The following is an 18,435-nucleotide window of genomic DNA, read 5'->3' as shown; positions in this document are numbered from 1 at the left end:
CCCGGAAGGGTACGCGGCGGGGGGTCGGCGACGGTTCGGGCGGAGGGCTCCGGCGGAGGGCGGGCGGGGATGGTCCCGCGCCCGCCGCCGAGCCGTCAGGCCCTCAGGTCGTCACGCCGTCGGGCCGTCGCCGTCGGGCCGTCGGGTCCGCTCAGCGGCCCGGTCGGACCGTCAGATCGTTGACCTCGGCGTCCCTCGGCAGGTCGATCGCCATGACGATCGTCGTGGCGACGGACTCCGGGTCGATCCAGCGCGCGGGGTCGTACTCCTCCTCCGCGCCCTGCTGCTGGTGCACCTTCGCCTGCATGGGGGTCGCGGTCCGGCCCGGGTACACGGACGTGACCCGCACCCCGTTTCCGTGCTCCTCCAGCCGCAGCGCGTCGGCGAGCGCCTTCAGGCCGTGCTTGGAGGCGGCGTACGCGCTCCACTCGGCGTTCGCGCGAAGGCCGGAGCCCGAGTTGACGAAGACCACGTGCCCCTTGCCGACCCGCAGCTGCGGCAGGAAGTGCCGGGTCAGTTCGGCGGGGGCGATCAGGTTGACGTTCAGCTGGTGGTGCCAGGCCTTCGGGGTCAGCTCGCCGACCTGCCCGAGGTCGACGACGCCGGCGACGTGCACCAGCGTGTCGACGCGCTCGGGCATCTTCTGGTGCGAGAACGCCCACGACAGGCGGTCCGGATCCGCGAGGTCCCCGACGAGCGTCCGCGCCCCGGGGAATAGCGCCGCCAGCTCCTTCGCCCGCCCGGCATCGCGCGCGTGCAGCACGAGTTCGTCCCCGCGCGCGTGCAGCCGCCGCGCGACGGCGGCCCCGATACCCGAGCCGGCTCCGGTGATCACATGAGTAGCCATGGCCCCATGGTCTCACCAGGGGATCCGGCCAGGGGGCTCTGACCAGGGCTTGTGTCGGGGCTTGGGCGGGGCCCTCGCACCGGGCTGGGGCTCGGGGCCGGGCGCCCGGCGGAGGCCGGGGCTCAGGAGGGCGGGGCGGGCGAGGGGACGGAGGGGGGAACCGGGGTGGTGGCGGACCAGAAGTCCGAGTGGACGTGAGGGGTGGGGATCTTGCCGTAGGCGTACCGGGGACCGTTGGGTGCGGCCACGGGGTCGGCGACATCCGACTTCTCGGCACAAGGCGTCGTCACATCGAAGAACGCCTGCCCCTGGTGGCCGACCGTGAGATCGAACTGGAAGCCTTCGGGGCTCCGGGCGAAGATCGACGGCATCTCCTGATTCCGGTTGACTCCGGTGATCTCGTAGCCGCTCTTCTTCCAGGAGCGTTCGATCACCCCGAGGAAATTGCCCCGCCGCTGCTCGGAGATGACCGTCGTCACCGTCCGGCGCCGCGTCACCGTGCAACTCCCGCTGGTCCAGGTCTCATGGGCCCACTGGACCTCGGGCACGACGGCCTTCAGCGTCTCGTCCAGCATCCGGTCGGCGCGCTCCGCCGCCTCCTGCATGTTCATGTCCGTGTTCGCTCCTCCGCCGCTCCGCTGTCCGCAGCCGGCCACGATGACACCCGCCAGGACGACGGCCGGGACGACGACGGCGGCGGCGCGCCGCAGCGCCCTCCGCTCCCCTCGTTTCACCGGTACGCCTCCCTGGTGATCTGGTCGGCCCGCCCGACGACGATCCGGCTGATGTTGTTGGCCGACTGACGGTCCAGTTCCGGTGTGAAGTACTGGGAATGCGCGTCGAAGCCGCCCAGTTCCGCGACCATCCTGGGCCCGTCGTCGACCTCGAAGCGCCGCGCTCCGAAGCCGGCGGCGGCCGGGTCCTCGCCGAAGTAGAGATGGTCGGTGACCCGGCTCGCCTGGAGCGCCCCGGCAGGACCGGCGGTCATGACCGCCCCGAGGGCGAACTCGACCGGGGTGGGGAGGTGTGTCACCGGATCGTTCTCCGCCGACCCGACGAATACATGTTCCTTTCCGACGCCGAGGTCCTCGGCCCGGTCCACTCCCACCCCCGGGCTGCCGAGCAGGATCACCTCGTCCACGCCCGGGATCCCGCCGCTTCGGCGGGCCGCCGTGCCCACCGTCAGCGAGCCGTACGAGTGACCGATGGCCGTGAGGTGGGGATCGGCGTTCTTGTTCGTCGCGTCGAGCCCCTCCATGAACGCGCGGTACGCGGGCGCTCCCGCCGCCGCGTTGCCGGTGGACAGGACGGTCGCCGCGTTGGGCGCCTCGTAGCCGAGCCAGACGATCGCGGCGCTGGACGGGTCCAGCCGGCGCGCCCCGATGGCCGTGTCCTGGGCGCGCTTCATCGTGTCCGTCACGAAATCGGCGTCCAGTTTCGTCCCCAGCCCCGGCACGTACGCCGAAACGTTCCGGGACGTGTCCGGGTCGCCGTAGGAGACGATCGCGCGGCCGTTGCCCCTGTCGTCGACGTCGAGCAGGAACATCGGCGGCTCGCTCGGCTCGTCCAGCCTGTCCTGGATCATGCGGAGGGCTTCGATCTTGGACTCCTGGCCGCCTTCCTCCTCCATCTCCTCGATGAGGAGCGGGAGATAGCGGCGGTTGGCCTCGTCGCGCACGGCGGCGGGGATGCCGTCGACGTCGCCGATCAGGTCGGGGGCGATGTCCAGGTACTCCCGGCGCTGCTCGTCGGTGAGCCCTTCCCACCAGGCGAGGCGGTCGGCCGGGCTCTTGTCCACGGGGATGGCGGCGACGAGGTGGTGGCCGACCGCCGAGCGGACGTCCGCCGTGTCGCGGGCGACGTCCTTCCGGGTCTTCCCGGTGGTGTCGAGGCCCTCGGCGGCGCGGAGGCCGTCGAGGGTCCTGGCGAACGTCGCGTCGATGGAGGCGGCGGTCGTGACGGCGTCGGCGATCCGGTCGGCGATGTCCTGGGCCCGCGCGGCGTGCGGGTTGGCGGAGGAGAAGGGAAGCGGGTGCCGGGCGGCGTCGGCGAGCCGGCGCGGGTCCAGCGGGAGGCTGCCCCGGGCCGTACCGCCGGGGGCCGTGGTGTCGCCGACGCCCGGGACGGGGCTGTCGGCGGGGGCGGCCGGGTAGGCGACAGAGCCGTCCTCGTGGACGGTGAAGCCCCGTTCCTCGGCGTCCCGCAGGGCGCCTCGGAGCCGGCGCTGGGGTTCGGCCAGGTCCGCCGCCAGGGCGTCCAGGGTGGACCGGACCAGGCCGCACTCGGTGTGCAGGTACTGGAAATTGCGGCTCAGCCGGCGCAGCCGGCCGAGCGCGGCCTCGGCGGACTCGCCCGCCTGGGTCTCGCGCAGCCGCGCGGTCATCGCCCGGTCGACACGGCCCCGGTCGGTGCCGGCGCGGTGCGAGAGCTGCTGCCAGCCGTCGCCCGCCTCCGCCAGTTCCGTGAGCCTGAGATCCCGGAGCAGCCGCCAGGTCAGGGTGGGGCCTGCCGTGCTCATCGGCGCGGCCCGTACGGAGCGCGGGCGCGGGTGGTGAAGTGGGTCACGCGCCGACGCTAGTAGCGCCGGTCCCCTCCGGCGGTGCCGCGCGGCCGATCGGCACACGATCGGGTGGCCGGTGCGTCAGCGGGGGAACGCGGGCCACCCGATCGCGTATCGGAGACGGCGCACGCGTGGGCGTGGGACATGTCGTCGAACGCTTCGTCGGACACGTCGGTGCCGGGGCACGCGGGCGAGAGGCCGGACGTGTCGGGGCGCGGACGGGACGGGACGCGGACGCGGCGAGACCCGCCCGCGCGCGAGGAGACGCGCGGGCGATCCGGACAGGGGCAGGGCCCCGCGCACGGTCAGGCCTGGCGGCTCGACTCCAGGTACGCCAGCGCGGCCTCGCCGTCCTCCGCGAAGAAGACCAGGTCGGCGAGCGGGATCGGCAGGAAGCCTTCCTCCTCCATGCGGCGGAACTGGCTCTTCAGGCCGTCGTAGAACCCGGCGGTGTTGAGCAGGACTATCGGCTTGTCGTGCTTGCCGTGCTTCTTCAGCTCCATGATCTCGGTGGCCTCGTCGAGCGTGCCCGTGCCGCCGACCATGACGACGATCGCGTCCGACTTGGCGAGCAGCAGGGCCTTGCGCTCGGCGAGGTCCTTGGCGATGACCATCTCGTCGGCGCCCTGCCGCGCCTTGGCGGCGAGGAAGTCGACGGAGACGCCGACCAGCCGGCCCCCGGCCTCCTCGACACCGTCCGCGACGACCTTCATCAGGCCGGACTCGGAGCCGCCCCACACCAGGGTGTGGCCCGCCTTGCCCATGCGCTCCGCGAAGTCGCGGGCGGGGACGGTGTACTGGTCGGCGAGGTCGGCGGCGGAGAGGAAGACGCAAATATTCATGGCAGAACCGTAGGCCTTGGCACTGACACCCTGTGACATCGGGGTTTTTTCGAGATTTTCCGGCGGCGAGCGATGAGTTCCGTGCGGGCCCGCGGTCTCCCCTTTCATGGACGAGGTGACAACCACACCGGCCCGCACCAAGGGCCTGGTCAGGGCGCAGGACGGCACACGAATCGCCTACGAGCGGTACGGGGACGGCCCGCCGCTGATCCTGGTGGGCGGCGCGCCGGGGGCGGCGACGGCTGGGAGCGAGCGGGCGCTGGCGGCGCTGCTCGCCCGGCACTTCACGGTGGTCGCGTACGACCGCCGGGCGGGCCGGGAAGCTCGGGAGATCGGCGATCTGGCGGCGCTCGTCGAGGCGGTGCGCGAGGAGACCGGCGTGACGGCGGCCATGCATGGAACGGCGTCCGGCGGCACGCTCGCGCTCGCCGCGGTGGCGGCCGGGGTTCCGGTGGGCCGGCTGTCGGTGTACGAGCCGTACGAGCCGCTGCCGGTCCGCGCGGCGGTGGCGGCGGAGGGCGAGTGGGTGTCGGGGGGCGATGAGCGGCCGTCAGGGGGCGACGAGCGGTCGTCGGTGTGCGGGCGGTCGTACGGCGTGGTGGACGCGGGCGGGCTGGACCGGGTCCACGCGCGCGTACTCGTGATCGACGGCGGGGCGAGCCCGGCCGGGACGCGGCGCGCGGCCCGTACCGTCGCCGCCGCCGTCCGGCGCGGCCGGCACCGTACCCTCACCGGCCAGACGCACGAGGTCGCCCCGCACGTCCTCGCGCCGGTCCTCGTGGACTTCCACGCGAGGGAACTGGCGGGGGTGTGATCCGGCGGGACCGGGTGGGAGGGGGGCCTGGGTCGGGTCCGACGGGTCCATGGCGAGCCAGGTCGGGCCGGGTAGCCGGATCGGACGGACCGGGCCCGGGCGAACCGGGCGAACCGGCCGGGTCGGAGCGGCGGTGCGTGTGGGAGGGGGGCCGCGTCCGAGGCCCCCCTCCCCCGCCGCCGGGAGAACGCGCCCTGGGACACTGCTCCCGGCCGCCGGAACGCGCGGGGCCGCCACCGCGGCCCGGTGCTCCGGCCGCACGTACCACCCGCACCGCCCGCACCGCCCGCACTTTCCCGAAGGACGACCGCCCGTGGACGACGCACGACGAGACGTTCCGGGCGCCCGCCCGCGCCGCATACGACGGGCCGTCCCCGGCCTGGCCAAGCCGGGCCCGTGGACGCGCGGCCCGGTGCTCACGGTGGCGGCGCTGCTCCTCGGTCTGCTGCTCGCGCTGCACTCGGAGATCACGGACCGGGGCGGTCTCGGCAGCCTGGTGGAAACGTTCCTGCCCTGGTTCGGTCTCTTCGTCCCGCTGCTCCTCGCCGGGGCCCTGTGGCGTCGCTCGGCCGCGGCGGTCGTCGCGCTACTGCTGCCGGTGTCGGCGTGGCTGGCTCTCTTCGGCGGAGTCTTCTCCGACAGGTCCCGGCCCGGCGGCGATCTCACCCTGGTCAGTCACAACGTGGGCGCCGAGAACGCCGACCCGGCCGGCACCGCCCGCGATCTGACCGCCGCCGGGGCGGACCTGCTGGCGCTCCAGGAGATGACTCCGCGGGCCGCGGACGTGTACGCGCGCGAGCTGGCGACGGCCTACCCGTATCACTCGGTCCAGGGCACGGTCGGGCTGTGGAGCAAGCTGCCGCTGTCGGACTCCCGGGCGGTCGACGTCCTGCGGGGCGACGTCGGACCGCTGGCGAAGACCCGGCGGTCCGAGGACCGTCCCATGGAGCCGCCCCGGGCGCTGCGCGCCACGGTGACCACCGAGCGGGGACCCCTCGCGGTGTACGTGGTCCACCTCGGGTCGGTGCGGCTGATGCCCAGGGGCGGCTTCTGGACGGACTCGCGCGACGCCGGCGCGGTCGCCCTCACCAAGGCCGTCGCCGCCGAGCCGAACGAGCGGGTGGTAGTGCTCGGCGACATGAACGGCACGACCGACGACCGCGTGTTCGACGGCCTTACCTCGCGGCTGCGTTCGGTCCAGGAGTCGGCCGGGCGCGGCTTCGGCTTCAGCTGGCCGGCGTCCTTCCCGGTGGCACGGATCGATCAGATCCTGGTCGGGGGCCTGGCGCCGAAGAGTTCGTGGGTCCTGCCGGACACGGGCAGCGACCATCTGCCCGTGGCGGCGCGCGTCGGCTGGTGACCGACGGGACACGGGATACGGAAGAGCGGCCGGCCATCAGGCCGACCGCTCTTCTTCGTCATCGAGGTGCCCGGACATCCGGGCATCCGGGCATCCGGGCATCCGGGCATCCGGGCATCCGGGCATCCGGGCCGGAAACGTATCTCAGGCTCCGGCGGTGGCTTCCGCCGTCCGGCGCGTGGTCGTCGCGATCGTCGCCGAGCCGACGACGCGGGTGCCGTCGTACAGCACGATCGCCTGCCCGGGGGCGATACCCCGGACCGGCTCGTCGAAGGTGACGGACAGTCCGCCGTCCACCATGACCGCGCTGACCGGGGTCTCGTCGCCGTGCGCGCGAAGCTGCGCGGTGTAGCGGCCGGGGCCGTCGGGCGCGATACCGCACCAGCGGGGCTTGATGGCGGTGAGCGCGGTGACGTCGAGGGCCTCGGCGGGGCCGACGGTGACGGTGTTGTTCACGGGCGAGATGTCGAGGACGTAGCGCGGCTTGCCGTCCGGCGCGGGGTGCCCGATGCGCAGGCCCTTGCGCTGGCCGATGGTGTAGCCGTACGCGCCCTCGTGGGTGCCCACCTTCGTACCGGACTCGTCGACGATGTCGCCCTCCGCCGTGCCCAGGCGGGAGGCGAGGAAGCCCCGGGTGTCACCGTCGGCGATGAAGCAGATGTCGTGGCTGTCAGGCTTCTTCGCGACCGCGAGACCGCGCCGCTCCGCCTCCGCCCGGATCTCGTCCTTGGTGGTGAGGGTGTCGCCGAGCGGGAACATGGCGTGGGCCAGCTGCTTCTCGTCGAGCACACCGAGTACGTACGACTGGTCCTTGGCCTGGTCGGAGGCCCGGTGCAGCTCGCGGACGCCGTCCTCGCGGGTGACGACGGTGGCGTAGTGGCCGGTGCAGACGGCGTCGAAGCCGAGGGCGAGGGCCTTGTCGAGCAGCGCGGCGAACTTGATCTTCTCGTTGCAGCGCAGGCACGGGTTGGGCGTACGGCCCGCCTCGTACTCGGCGATGAAGTCGTCGACGACGTCCTCGCGGAAGCGTTCGGCCAGGTCCCACACGTAGAAGGGGATGCCGATGACGTCGGCGGCGCGCCGGGCGTCACGGGAGTCCTCGATGGTGCAACAGCCCCGCGCGCCGGTGCGGAAGGACTGCGGGTTCGCGGAGAGGGCCAGGTGCACACCGGTGACGTCGTGGCCCGCCTCGGCGGCACGGGCGGCGGCGACGGCGGAGTCGACTCCGCCGGACATGGCGGCGAGGACGCGGAGGGGGCGCTGCGGCGGGGTCTGAGTCATAGCCCTACCAGGGTACGGGGCGCCGGGAACCGGGGTCGCGGCCGTGCGCGTTCTTTCGTCATGTGGGGACAACGGGGATGCGGGCGGGGAAGCCGGCCGCGAAGGAGCCGGTGAGGACGTCGTGACGGAGCCGGGGAAGAGACCGACGGGCCAGGGCCGGGCCAGGGCCGAGAGCAAGGGCATGGGGATGGGGATGGGCGCGGGGGCGGGCAAGGGCGCGGGCAAGGCGGGCGGGAGCGGTAAGGGACCGGCGGGGCCCGGGCGACGGGCCGTGCTCGTCGGCGGCGCGGTCGCGGTCGCCGGGACGGCCGTGTTCGCCCGGGACGAGCTGGGCCGGCTGTGGTGGCGGCTGCCCGGGGTGGAGGCCAAGAGGGTCGAGGGCGAGCTGGATCACAAGGGCGCGGAGTGGGTGGCGGCGTCCCGCTTCAACTGGCGGCGTGCCAACCGTCCCGGCGACTATCCGATCGACCGGGTCGTGATCCATGTGACGCAGGGCGGTTACGGCTCCGCGCTCAAGGTGTTCCAGGACCCGGGGCACGGGGCCGCCGCGCACTACGTGGTCCGCGAGGACGGGCACATCGCGCAAATGATCCGGGAACTCGACGTGGCCTTCCACGCGGGGAACCGGGACATGAACGAGCGCAGCATAGGGATCGAGCACGAGGGGTTCGTGGACCGGCCCGAGGATTTCACGCCGGCGATGTACGAGGCGTCGGCGCGGCTCACGGCGGACATATGCCACCGCTACGGGATACCCGTGGACCGGCGGCATGTCATCGGGCACGTGGAGGTACCCGGCACCGACCACACCGACCCGGGGCCGCACTGGGACTGGCCCCGGTATCTGCGGCTGGTGCGGGAGGCGCGGGCGAAGCTGGGCTGAGGCCCGGCGTGGGGGCCGGGTGGCCGGTTCCGAGACCGGCGCCAAACCCCCGACCACGGATCCATCCCCCGGCCCCGGCCCCGCCCCCGGGACCGATCGGTCAGCTCAGGCCGGCGGCCCTGGCCCGTTCGACGGCGGGGCCGATCGCCTCGGCGACCGCCGCCACGTCCTCCTTGGTGGAGGTGTGGCCGAGGCTGAAGCGCAGGGTTCCGCGGGCGAGGTCCGGGTCGGCGCCGGTGGCGAGCAGGACGTGGCTGGGCTGGGCGACGCCCGCGGTGCAGGCGGAGCCGGTGGAGCAGGCGATGCCGGCGGCGTCGAGGAGCAGCAGCAGCGAGTCGCCCTCGCAGCCGGGGAAGGTGAAGTGGGCGTTGGCGGGGAGCCGGTCGACCGGGTCGCCGCCGAGGATGGCGTCGGGGACAGCCGTACGGACGACGTCGATCAGCTCGTCGCGCAGGGCTCCGACCGTACGGGCGAACTCCTCGCGGCCTTCCTCGGCGAGCCGGGCGGCGACGGCGAAGGCGGCGACGGCGGGAACGTCGAGCGTGCCGGAGCGGACGTGCCGTTCCTGGCCGCCGCCGTGCAGCACGGGTACGGGGGTGTGCTCGCGCCCCAGGAGGAGCGCGCCGATCCCGTACGGGCCGCCGATCTTGTGGCCGGACACGGTCATCGCGGCGAGTCCGGAGGCGGCGAAGTCGACCGGGACCTGGCCGACGGCCTGGACCGCGTCGGCGTGCAGCGGCACCCCGAACTCGGCGGCGACGTCGGCGAGTTCACGGACCGGCATGAGGGTGCCGATCTCGTTGTTGGCCCACATCACGGTGGCGAGCGCGACGGATCCGGGGTCGCGGGCGATGGCCTCGCGCAGGGCCTCGGGGTGGACCCGGCCGTAGGAGTCGACCGGCAGGTATTCGACGGTCGCGCCCTCGTGTGTGGCCAGCCAGTCGACGGCGTCCAGGACGGCGTGGTGCTCGACGGGGCTGGCGAGAACGCGGGTGCGGGCCGGGTCGGCGGCGCGGCGGGACCAGTACAGGCCCTTGACGGCGAGGTTGTCCGCCTCGGTGCCGCCGGACGTCAGGACGACCTCACTGGGCCGGGCCCCGAGCGCCCCGGCGAGGGCTTCACGGGCTTCCTCCACGGTCCGCCGGGCACGCCGGCCGGCGGCGTGCAGCGAGGAGGCGTTGCCCGTGACGGCGAGCTGGGCGGTCATCGCCTCGATCGCCTCGGGAAGCATGGGCGTGGTCGCGGCGTGGTCGAGGTAAGCCATGGTGGGACCGATTCTACGAGTCCGCCCACCCGTCGCGGGAGGGTGTCCGGGGTGCGGGGGCGGGACTGAGACGGGCGTCACCCGGAGACGGCGCCCGCCGCTCCGGATCCGGCGCGGGCCCGCCCCACTCTGTGCGTGCGGGCCCCGGCCCCCTGCGGGTGCGGGCCCACCCTGCCGTTGCGAACCGGTGCGGGCTCACCCCCGCCACCGCATTCGCGTGCGGGCCGGGCGCCGCAATGAAGTCGAGCGGACGATCAACCACTCAAGATCTCCCGGGCCTTCGCCACCCGCTGTAACAAAAGGGCCTACGCCTTCCACGGCGCTGTCACCACCGCCGCTGTCCGGTTCGGGCTCCCGGCCGAGCCGACTCGCGGCCTCAGTCCCCGACGAACCACAGATACAGATGCGGTCCGTCGAGAACCGCCTGCCCCAGCTCGATCAACTCGCGCGTGAACTCATCGGTCAGCACGCCCGGGGGCAACCGCGGTACCTCCGCCAACAGGGTCGACACCTGCCGGTGATTGAAAACGGTGTCCGCGTACGGCAGCAGGTGTCCCAGCATGGGAAACACTGACTGATCAAGACCAGCCAGCTCGGGGCCCCAGGCCACACCGCGCTTCGCGCAGGCTTCGAGCGTGCCGTCCTCGCGCCGGATCTGGAGATCAATCATGGACAGATCGTATGACCTCATGATCCACCGGACAGAACCTGGCCGCCTCACACTCGCGCGGGCCAGACACCAGCCGCCGCACTCACGTGCGGGCCCACCCCCGGAGGCACCGTGAGTGCGGGCCACACCCCTGCCGTTACGTCTAGGTGCGGGTTGTTGTGTACGGCCGAGTGAGCCGAAGGGGTGCGTCGGGGGAACAGTGCCGAACGCGCACAGGCCCGCGAGGAACGAGTGGGCCGAGCACGATCGGTGCTGTGAGTCCGACTCCAGCACCCCGGAGGCGAAGGAGGCACAAAAAAGGCCAACGCTGCGCAAACAACATGCGCTCACCCGTAGCCGCCTCGCGCACGTGCGGGCCGCGCACCAGCGCCGCACCCACCCACGAACCCAGCCCCGCCGGCCGCGCTCACGTACAAGCCCCACCTCAGCCGCCTCGCGCCCGTGCGGGCCAGGCCCCAGCGCCGCACCCACCCACGAACCCAGCCCCGCCGGCCGCGCTCACGTACAAGCCCCACCCCAGCCGCCTCGCACTCGTGCGGGCCACACCCCTGCCGTTACGCCTGACCGCAGGTCGCTGCGTACGGCCGAGTGAGCCGAAGGGGTGCGTCGGGGGAACAGTGCCGAACGCGCACAGGCCCGCGAGGAACGAGTGGGCCGAGCACGATCGGTGCTGTGAGTCCGACTCCAGCACCCCGGAGGCGAACCGAGGCACAAAAAAGGCCAACGCGACGCAAACAACATGCGCCCACCCGTAGCCGCCTCGCGCACGTGCGGGCCGCACACCAGCGCCGCACCCACCCACGAACCCAGCCCCCAACCGCCTCGCGCACGTGCGGGCCCACCCCCGGTGCCGTGAGTCCGACTCCAGCACCCCGGAGGCGAAGGAGGCACAAAAAGGGAGGGCATCAACCCCGCGGTGCGCGGGCCAGCTGGCGGGACTGGGCGACCAGGCGGTCGGCGGAGTCCCAGACCTCGGCGTCCTCTTCGAGGAAGCCGCCCGCGAGGTTGCGGGTGGTGATGGAGACGCGCAGCGGGCCGGGGGCCGGGCGGCAGCGGATGTGGGTGGTGAGTTCGACGGTGGGGGTCCAGCCCTTGAGGCCGAGCTCGAAGGAGGTCGGCGGCAGCGCGTCGACGGCGAGGAGCAGGGACAGCGGGTCGGGGTCGCGGCCGTCGGCGAGGCCGAACCAGGCGCGCATCTCGCCCTTGCCGGAGGGCGCGCCGATGGCCCAGCCGACGGTCGACGGGTCGAGCCGCAGGTCGAGGCGTTCGGTGATGGCCGAGGAGCCGGGGATGTCGGGGGTGGGGCCGTCGGAGGTGCCGAAGCACTGGTCGATCGGGGCGATCGCGGGCGGCGTCGCGGAGGTGCGGACGTCGTCGGGGAGCGTGTCGAGGTCGCCGTAGGAGGCGAGGACGCGGATGCGTTCGACCTCGGTGCCGTCCTGCGCGTACTGGAAGAGGGACGCCTGGCCGGTGGAGAGGGTCCGGCCGGTGCGGACGGTCTCGGCGCGGATGACCGCCGGGCCCGGCACGGACGGGGTGAGGTAGTACGCCGAGATCGTGAACGGGTCCGGGTGCGGCAGGTGGTCGCCGAGCGCGCGGCCGAGGAGAGCGAGGAGGTAGCCGCCGTTCACGGCCTGGATGATCGTCCACCCAGCCGACAGTTCGGCGTCGTAGACGCCGGGCTCGCGCAGGGCGATGGCGGTGTCGCGGTCGAACTCGCTCGTCACCCCACCGGAGGGCGTGGCCTGGGCCGGGTCCGGGGTCGGGGTCGTCTCGGTGCTGCTCATGCTCATGGGCGCGACGGTACAGGGCCGACCCTACTGAGCGGTAGCTTTTTCGGACTCACGTGTGGACGAACGCCTGTTCCAGGCGCGCGGCGCCCGCCAGTGGAAGCGCATCGCGAGCAGCCGCAGCACGAAGGCGGCGAGCACGGCGGCGGTGCTGGTGTACGCGTTGAGCACGTCGAAGCGGATGCACAGCACCACGATCGTCGCGCCCACGATGGCCGGCACGGCGTACAGGTCCCGGTCCCAGCGCAGCAGCGACGGCGCCTCGATCGCCAGGATGTCGCGCAGCACACCGCCGCCGACGCCGGTGGCCATGCCGAGCACGGCCGAGGACGTCAGACCGAGTCCGTAGTCGTACGCCTTCGTCGTACCGGTCACACAGAACAGACCGAGGCCGGCCGCGTCGAAGACGTTGACGGCCGTCTGGGTCCGTTCGACCTCCGGATGCAGGAAGAAGACGAGGGCGGTCGCGACCAGCGGCATGAGGAAGTAGCCGAGATCGGTGAAGGCGGCCGGGGGGACGGCGCCGATGACGAGGTCCCGGAAGAGTCCGCCGCCCAGCGCCGTGACCTCGGCGAGTACGGCCATGCCGAAGACGTCGAAATTCCTGCGGACGGCGAGCAGCGCGCCCGAGATCGCGAAGACGAAGATGCCGACGAGATCGAGCGCGTGTTGGACGGACGGATTGAACAAATCGTGGAGCACCGCCCAATTGTGCAGTCTCCGACACGGTCCCCCGACGCCGTGAGGCTCCCGCCACGAGAGTGATGGGAGCCTCACATACGTACCGCTCGCGAACTCAGTCCTCCGAAGGCTTGTCCGCCGCCTTCTCCGCCGCCTTCTCGGCCGCCTTCTCCGCCGCCTTCTCAGCCGGCTTCTCAGCGGCTCCCTCAGCGGCCTTGGCCCCAGCCTTCGAGGCCTTCCCCGCCTCAGTCTTCGAGGGCTCCCCAGCCTCAGCCTTCGCAGCCTTCCCCGGCTCCGCCGGTCCCCCCGCCGTCACCTCCACCGTCTCCCGCGCCGACGGGATGGTGATCCCCTCCGCGTTCTCCGGGTGGTGGCAGGCGACCCGCTGGCCGGGCCGAAGTTCGAGCAGCGGCGGTTCCTGCGTCTTGCAGACCTCCGTCGCCTTCCAGCAGCGGGTGTGGAAGCGGCAGCCGGCCGGCGGCGCGATCGGCGACGGGACGTCGCCGGTGAGCAGGATGCGCTCGCTCTTCTGGCCCCGGCGGCGCGGGTCCGGGATCGGCACGGCCGACATCAGCGCGCGCGTGTACGGGTGCATCGGCGCCTGGTAGAGGGACGTACGGTCGGCCAGCTCGACGACCTTGCCCAGGTACATGACGGCGATGCGGTCGGACACGTGCCGGATGACCGACAGGTCGTGCGCGATGATCACGTACGTGAGGCCGAGCTCGTCCTGGAGGTCGTCGAGGAGGTTGACGACCTGGGCCTGGATGGAGACGTCCAGGGCGGAGACGGGCTCGTCCGCGATCACGAGCTTCGGCTTGAGCGCGAGCGCGCGGGCGATGCCGATGCGCTGGCGCTGGCCGCCGGAGAACTCGTGCGGGTAGCGGTTGTAGTGCTCGGGGTTGAGGCCGACGAGTCCGAGCAGCCGCTGGACCTCCTTCTTCAGGCCGCCCTCGGGCTCGACGCCCTGGAGCTTGAAGGGGGCCGAGATGATCGCGCCGACCGTGTGGCGCGGGTTCAGGGAGCCGTACGGGTCCTGGAAGATCATCTGGATGTCGCGGCGCAGCGGACGCATCTTCGCCACCCCGAGGTGGGAGATGTCGGTGCCCTCGAACTCGATGGTGCCGCCGGTCGGTTCGAGGAGCCGGGTGATGAGCCGGCCCATCGTCGACTTGCCGCAGCCGGACTCGCCGACGACGCCGAGGGTTTCGCCGGGGTAGACCTCGAAGTCGATCCCGTCGACGGCCTTGACCGCACCGCTCTGGCGCTGCAGCAGCCCCTTGCGGATGGGGAAGTGCTTCTGCAGGCCCGTGACCTTGAGCAAGGGCTCCATGGTGTCACTCACCGCCTTGGGATGGCTCGCGGCCTTGGTGTCGCCCACGGCCTTGGTGTCGCTCACAGCTTCGGCGCAATCTCTTCGGTCCAGATCCGGTTCCGCTCACCCTGCGGGAGGTGGCAGGCCGCGAAGTGGCGGTCACCGGCCTCCGTCAGCTTCAGCTCGGGGCGATCGGTCCGGCATATGCCGCCCTTGGGGACGTCCGCGTACGGGCAGCGCGGGTTGAAGGCGCAGCCACTCGGGACGTTGATGAGGCTGGGCGGGTTGCCCTTGACCGGGATGAGCCGCTCGGTCTGCTCGCGGTCGATGCGGGGCATGGACCCGAGCAGACCCCAGGTGTACGGGTGCTGGGGCTGGTAGAAGAGCTCCTCGGCCGTGCCGCGCTCCACGCACCGCCCGCCGTACATCACGAGGATGTCGTCGGCGATCTCGGCGACGACGCCGAGGTCGTGGGTGATGATGACGACCGCGGAGCCGAACTCCTTCTGCAGATCCCGGATCAGGTCGAGGATCTGGGCCTGGACGGTCACGTCGAGCGCGGTGGTCGGCTCGTCCGCGATGAGCAGTTCGGGGTTGTTGACCAGCGCCATCGCGATCATCGCGCGCTGGCGCATACCGCCGGAGAACTCGTGCGGGTAGTTGTCGAACCGCTTCGCGGGCTCGGGGATGCCGACCCGGTCGAGGAGTTCGACGGCGCGGGTGCGGGCGGTCTTCTTGTCGACCTTGTGGTGGACGCGGTACGCCTCCACGATCTGGTGCCCGACCGTGTAGTACGGGTGCATCGCGGACAGCGGGTCCTGGAAGATCATCGCCATCTCGCGGCCGCGCATCCGGCGCACCCGGTCGGGGTCGGCGGAGAGGATCTCCTCGCCGTTCAGCCAGATCTCGCCGGAGATCCGGGCCTTCTGCCGGCCGTACTGGCCGACGGTGTGCAGGCCCATGATGCCGAGCGAGGTGACCGACTTGCCGGAGCCGGACTCGCCCACGATGCCGAGGGTCTTGCCCTTCTCCAGCTGGAAGGTGAGACCGTCGACGGACTTGACCAGGCCGTCGTCGGTCGGGAAGTGGATCTTGAGGTCGCGTACGTCGAGGAAGGCGTCCGACGGTGCGCCCTTGGACGCGGCGACCGGTTCGCCGAGCGCGGCTCCGGTCTTGGCGAGCTTGTCGGTCATGCGAGCCTCACTCGGGGGTCGATCACCGCGTACAGCAGGTCCACCAGGAGGTTGGCGAAGACCACGCACGCGGCGGTGATGAGGGTGACCGCCATGATGATCGGCAGGTCGCGCTCGCTGACCGCCGAGAAGGCGGCGTTGCCGAGGCCCGGGAGGTTGAACGCGGTCTCCGTCAGGACCGCGCCGCCGACGAGGGCGCCGAAGTCCATGCCGAAGATGGTCAGGATGGGGGTCATCGTGGAGCGCATGGCGTGCTTGCCGAGCACGACGGGCTCCGTGAGGCCCTTGGCGCGGGCGGTACGGATGTAGTCCTCGCCCAGCACTTCCAGCATGGTGGCGCGGGTGAGCCGCGCGTACATCGCCGCGTAGAGGAAGGCGAGGGTCACCCAGGGCAGCAGCAGACCCATGAACCAGCTGCCCGGGTTCTCGCTGATCGGCACGTACCGGGCGTCGAGCCAGTGCAGCTGGGTGCGGAAGACGAGCATCGCCAGCATGGCGGTGAAATAGATGGGGAGCGAGACGCCGGCGAGGGCGGTGACCATCGCGGCGCGGTCGACCACGGTGCCGCGCTTGAGCGCGGAGACGACGCCGGCGGAGACACCCAGGATCAGCCAGATGATGGCCGCGCCGACGACCATGGAGAGGGTGACCGGGATCCGGTCGACCAGGATGCTCCAGACGTCCTGCTCGGTCTTGAACGAGTAGCCGAAGCACGGGGCCGCGCAGTGGATGGACGAGCCGCCGCCCACGTAGTCGCGGCCGACGAAGATGCCCGAGACGAAGTGCCAGAACTGCACCAGGAGCGGATCGCCGAGGCCGAGCTTCTGCCGGATGCCCTCGATGGTGGCCGGATCCGCCTGCTTGCCGACGAACATCGCGGCAGGGTCGCTGCCGGTCAGCTTGGGTATGAGGAAGAAGATGCTGAGCGTCACGAGCGTGACGACCATCAGCATCAGCGCGACGGCGATCAGCCGTCGGATGATGTATGCAAGCATGCGGTCGGCCGGACTGCGGCCGGGACCCCTTCACGGGGTGCCCGGCCGCCGCGCGCGGCCATCACCTGCCCTTCGGACCTGGCGGCGGGTGGTGCGCCGTTGAAGCGGGTCGGTTTACTTGACGACGCCGAGCGACGCGTAGTCGTAGCGGCCGTTGTAGGCGTCGGCCGTGTAGACGTTGGTCAGTCGAGAGCTGCGCCAGATGATGTTCTTCTCGTGGGTGAACGGCAGGTAGATCGCCTTCTCGGAGACCTTGGTGTTGATCTCCTTGTAGATCTCGCCGGCCTTGACCGGGTCGGTCTCCTTCAGCGCCTTGTCGAACAGCGCGTCGATGGCCGGGTCCTTGGTCTCGGAGTAGTTGTTGTTACCCGAGTCGAGGAGGAAGCGGCTGTCGACCAGCGGCTGCAGGAAGCCCTGACCGGTCGGGAAGTCGGCACCCCAGCCCATGATGACGATGCCGTAGCCCTTGTCCTTGACCACCTTCGGCGAGCCGATGATGCCGGTGGTCTGGGCGCCGTCGTACTGGTCGATCTGGGCGTCGATGTTGACGGCCTTCAGCGACTGCTGGAGCGACTCGGCGGTCGCGACCTCGATCGGCTTGTTGTTGCGGACCGCGATCGTGGTCTTGAAGCCGTTCGGCTTACCGCACTTCTTGAGGGCGTCCTTGGCCTTGGCGATGTCCGGCTTGCCGCTGAGCTTGCCGTACGGGTCGGCCTTCACGTCCGAACCCTTGACGATGGGCGGCAGCATGTTGGTCGCGATGTCGCCACCGGCCTGCGGGCCACCGCGGGCGGTCTGCAGGGACTTGCTGTCGGCCGCGTAGATGATGGCCTTGCGGCACTCGACGTTCGGGATCACCGACTGCGGGAAGACCGCGTACCGGATGAAGCCGGTCTGCGGGTTGTCCGCGTTCTCCTTGTGCTGCTGGAGCACCTTCTGACGGGCCGCGGCGCCGACACCGGTCGCGTTGATGTCGATGTCGTACTCGCCCTCGACCAGACGGTTGTCCATGTCGTCGGCGTTCGTGCTGAACGTGACGCTGATCGAGTCCGGAAGCGCCTTGCGGATGGTGTCCGTCTTGGCGTCCCACTTGTCGTTGCGAACCAGCTTGATGGACTTCTTCGGCGTGTACGAGTCCCACTTGTACGGGCCGGAGGAGAACGGCTTCAGGCCGTACTTGGAGCCCGTGTCCTTGTCCTGGCGGGCCGGAGAGGCGACGGGCATCGCCAGCATCTGGAGGAAGTCTCCGTTGGCCTTGGGGAGCTTGAAGACGATGGTCTTGTCGTCCGGCGTCTCGATCGACTTCAGACCGAGCTTGTCGGCCGACTTGTCCTTGTACGGACCCTTGTACTCCTTCTTGGGGTCGAGGACGCCCTGAAGGTAGATCGGGCCGCCGGAGATGACGTCCTGCGCCCAGGTGCGCTCGATGCCGTACTTGATGTCCTTGGAGGTGATCGGCTTGCCGTCCTCCCAGGTGACCCCGTCCTTCAGGGTGAAGGTGTAGGTCAGGCCGTCGGACGAGATCTTGCCGGTGTCGGTGGCGAGGTCGGGGACCAGCTCGGTCGACTCGGCGCCGGGGGCGGCCTTGTAGGAGATCAGCTGACGGGTGTAGTAGCGGGCGAAGTCCCACATGAAGCCGTAGTAACCGCGCTGCGGGTCCCACGAGTCGGACTCCTGCGTGCCGATGAACTTCAGCTCGCCGCCCTTCTTGTCCGAGGCGTTGAGGACCTTGTTCACGGCGCCGTTGAAGGCGAGGCCGGAGGTGCCCTTGTCCTTGTCCGAGCCGTTGCCGCCGCCGCAGGCGGTGGTGGCGACCATCGTGGCCGCGGCGAGCAGCGCGCCCGCGGCGATCCTGCGCCTGGAAGAGGTGTTCATCATGGTTCCGGCAACCTCCGGGTTGGGGGCGGGGCCTATCGGGTCGGTCCGCCGAGGAAGATTTC

The 18,435-nt window shown here is 71.5% G+C and carries 16 protein-coding genes and 1 pseudogene; 4 read left to right on the top strand and 13 right to left on the bottom strand.

Features of this window, described 5'->3' with window-relative positions:
• Nucleotides 1-151: 151 nt before the first annotated feature.
• The 4 genes from ACGFRB_RS09750 to ACGFRB_RS09735 all read right to left on the bottom strand — a co-directional run bounded on the left by ACGFRB_RS09750 (nt 152) and on the right by ACGFRB_RS09735 (nt 4,249).
• Complete coding sequence (locus ACGFRB_RS09750) at nt 152-847, bottom strand: SDR family oxidoreductase (protein WP_363001053.1); 696 nt, start codon at nt 845-847, stop codon at nt 152-154.
• 122 nt (nt 848-969) lie between these two features.
• On the bottom strand, nt 970-1,581 hold the full coding sequence (locus ACGFRB_RS09745) for a hypothetical protein (protein ID WP_393241222.1): 612 nt from the start codon (nt 1,579-1,581) through the stop codon (nt 970-972).
• A complete protein-coding gene (locus ACGFRB_RS09740; protein WP_393241219.1) occupies nt 1,578-3,365 on the bottom strand; it encodes an alpha/beta hydrolase in 1,788 nt (595 codons plus the stop codon). Before ACGFRB_RS09740 ends, ACGFRB_RS09745 begins: the two co-directional genes overlap by 4 nt.
• A 347-nt stretch (nt 3,366-3,712) precedes the next feature.
• On the bottom strand, nt 3,713-4,249 hold the full coding sequence (locus tag ACGFRB_RS09735) for a TIGR00730 family Rossman fold protein (RefSeq protein WP_363001059.1): 537 nt from the start codon (nt 4,247-4,249) through the stop codon (nt 3,713-3,715).
• A 106-nt stretch (nt 4,250-4,355) separates the two neighbouring features.
• Here ACGFRB_RS09735 and ACGFRB_RS09730 point away from each other — a divergent pair, with 106 nt between their 5' ends.
• Together ACGFRB_RS09730 and ACGFRB_RS09725 are read left to right on the top strand one after the other, a co-directional pair.
• Nucleotides 4,356-5,063, top strand: coding sequence for an alpha/beta fold hydrolase (locus ACGFRB_RS09730; protein WP_393241216.1), 708 nt, complete (start codon nt 4,356-4,358; stop codon nt 5,061-5,063).
• Between the two features lie 379 nt (nt 5,064-5,442).
• A complete protein-coding gene (locus ACGFRB_RS09725) occupies nt 5,443-6,423 on the top strand; it encodes an endonuclease/exonuclease/phosphatase family protein (protein WP_393241567.1) in 981 nt (326 codons plus the stop codon).
• 144 nt (nt 6,424-6,567) lie between these two features.
• On the opposite strand, the gene mnmA is transcribed toward ACGFRB_RS09725, so the two are convergent.
• The gene (mnmA, locus tag ACGFRB_RS09720; RefSeq protein WP_393241213.1) at nt 6,568-7,704 is read right to left on the bottom strand and encodes a tRNA 2-thiouridine(34) synthase MnmA; all 1,137 of its coding nucleotides are present in this window, start codon (nt 7,702-7,704) and stop codon (nt 6,568-6,570) included.
• 193 nt (nt 7,705-7,897) lie between these two features.
• Between mnmA and ACGFRB_RS09715 the strand changes: the two genes are divergently transcribed.
• Nucleotides 7,898-8,587 carry a peptidoglycan recognition family protein gene (locus tag ACGFRB_RS09715; RefSeq protein ID WP_363001759.1) on the top strand — a complete coding sequence of 230 codons (690 nt, stop codon included), beginning with the start codon at nt 7,898-7,900 and terminating at the stop codon, nt 8,585-8,587.
• Between the two features lie 100 nt (nt 8,588-8,687).
• Here ACGFRB_RS09715 and ACGFRB_RS09710 read toward each other — a convergent pair whose 3' ends face one another.
• Nucleotides 8,688-9,851 carry a cysteine desulfurase family protein gene (locus tag ACGFRB_RS09710; RefSeq protein ID WP_393241210.1) on the bottom strand — a complete coding sequence of 388 codons (1,164 nt, stop codon included), beginning with the start codon at nt 9,849-9,851 and terminating at the stop codon, nt 8,688-8,690.
• 229 nt (nt 9,852-10,080) lie between these two features.
• Between ACGFRB_RS09710 and ACGFRB_RS09705 the strand changes: the two are divergent.
• Nucleotides 10,081-10,205: pseudogene (locus ACGFRB_RS09705) on the top strand (IS5/IS1182 family transposase); the annotation flags it as partial.
• Nucleotides 10,206-10,227: 22 nt separating this feature from the next.
• Here ACGFRB_RS09705 and ACGFRB_RS09700 read toward each other — a convergent pair.
• From ACGFRB_RS09700 to ACGFRB_RS09670, 7 genes are all read right to left on the bottom strand, one after another.
• Complete coding sequence (locus ACGFRB_RS09700; protein ID WP_393241207.1) at nt 10,228-10,521, bottom strand: hypothetical protein; 294 nt, start codon at nt 10,519-10,521, stop codon at nt 10,228-10,230.
• Between the two features lie 905 nt (nt 10,522-11,426).
• The gene (locus tag ACGFRB_RS09695; RefSeq protein ID WP_393241204.1) at nt 11,427-12,314 is read right to left on the bottom strand and encodes a thioesterase family protein; all 888 of its coding nucleotides are present in this window, start codon (nt 12,312-12,314) and stop codon (nt 11,427-11,429) included.
• Between the two features lie 24 nt (nt 12,315-12,338).
• The gene (locus tag ACGFRB_RS09690) at nt 12,339-13,013 is read right to left on the bottom strand and encodes a trimeric intracellular cation channel family protein (protein WP_363001071.1); all 675 of its coding nucleotides are present in this window, start codon (nt 13,011-13,013) and stop codon (nt 12,339-12,341) included.
• Between the two features lie 94 nt (nt 13,014-13,107).
• Nucleotides 13,108-14,325: an ABC transporter ATP-binding protein gene (locus ACGFRB_RS09685; RefSeq protein WP_393241563.1), complete on the bottom strand. Its 1,218-nt coding sequence runs from the start codon at nt 14,323-14,325 to the stop codon at nt 13,108-13,110.
• 62 nt (nt 14,326-14,387) lie between these two features.
• Nucleotides 14,388-15,500 (bottom strand): ABC transporter ATP-binding protein, encoded by a 1,113-nt coding sequence (locus ACGFRB_RS09680; protein WP_363001073.1) that lies wholly within the window; start codon nt 15,498-15,500, stop codon nt 14,388-14,390.
• Nucleotides 15,497-16,495, bottom strand: a complete 999-nt coding sequence (locus ACGFRB_RS09675) for an ABC transporter permease (RefSeq protein ID WP_393241199.1) — start codon at nt 16,493-16,495, stop codon at nt 15,497-15,499. Before ACGFRB_RS09675 ends, ACGFRB_RS09680 begins: the two co-directional genes overlap by 4 nt.
• Nucleotides 16,496-16,609: 114 nt before the next feature.
• On the bottom strand, nt 16,610-18,370 hold the full coding sequence (locus ACGFRB_RS09670; RefSeq protein ID WP_393241561.1) for an ABC transporter substrate-binding protein: 1,761 nt from the start codon (nt 18,368-18,370) through the stop codon (nt 16,610-16,612).
• Between the last annotated feature and the right edge of the window lie 65 nt (nt 18,371-18,435).

The organism is Streptomyces sp. NPDC048718, from assembly GCF_043198875.1.
Classification (GTDB): domain Bacteria; phylum Actinomycetota; class Actinomycetes; order Streptomycetales; family Streptomycetaceae; genus Streptomyces.
The sequence above is the reverse complement of the archived record's forward strand: the minus strand, read 5'-3'. Positions and strand labels throughout refer to the sequence as shown.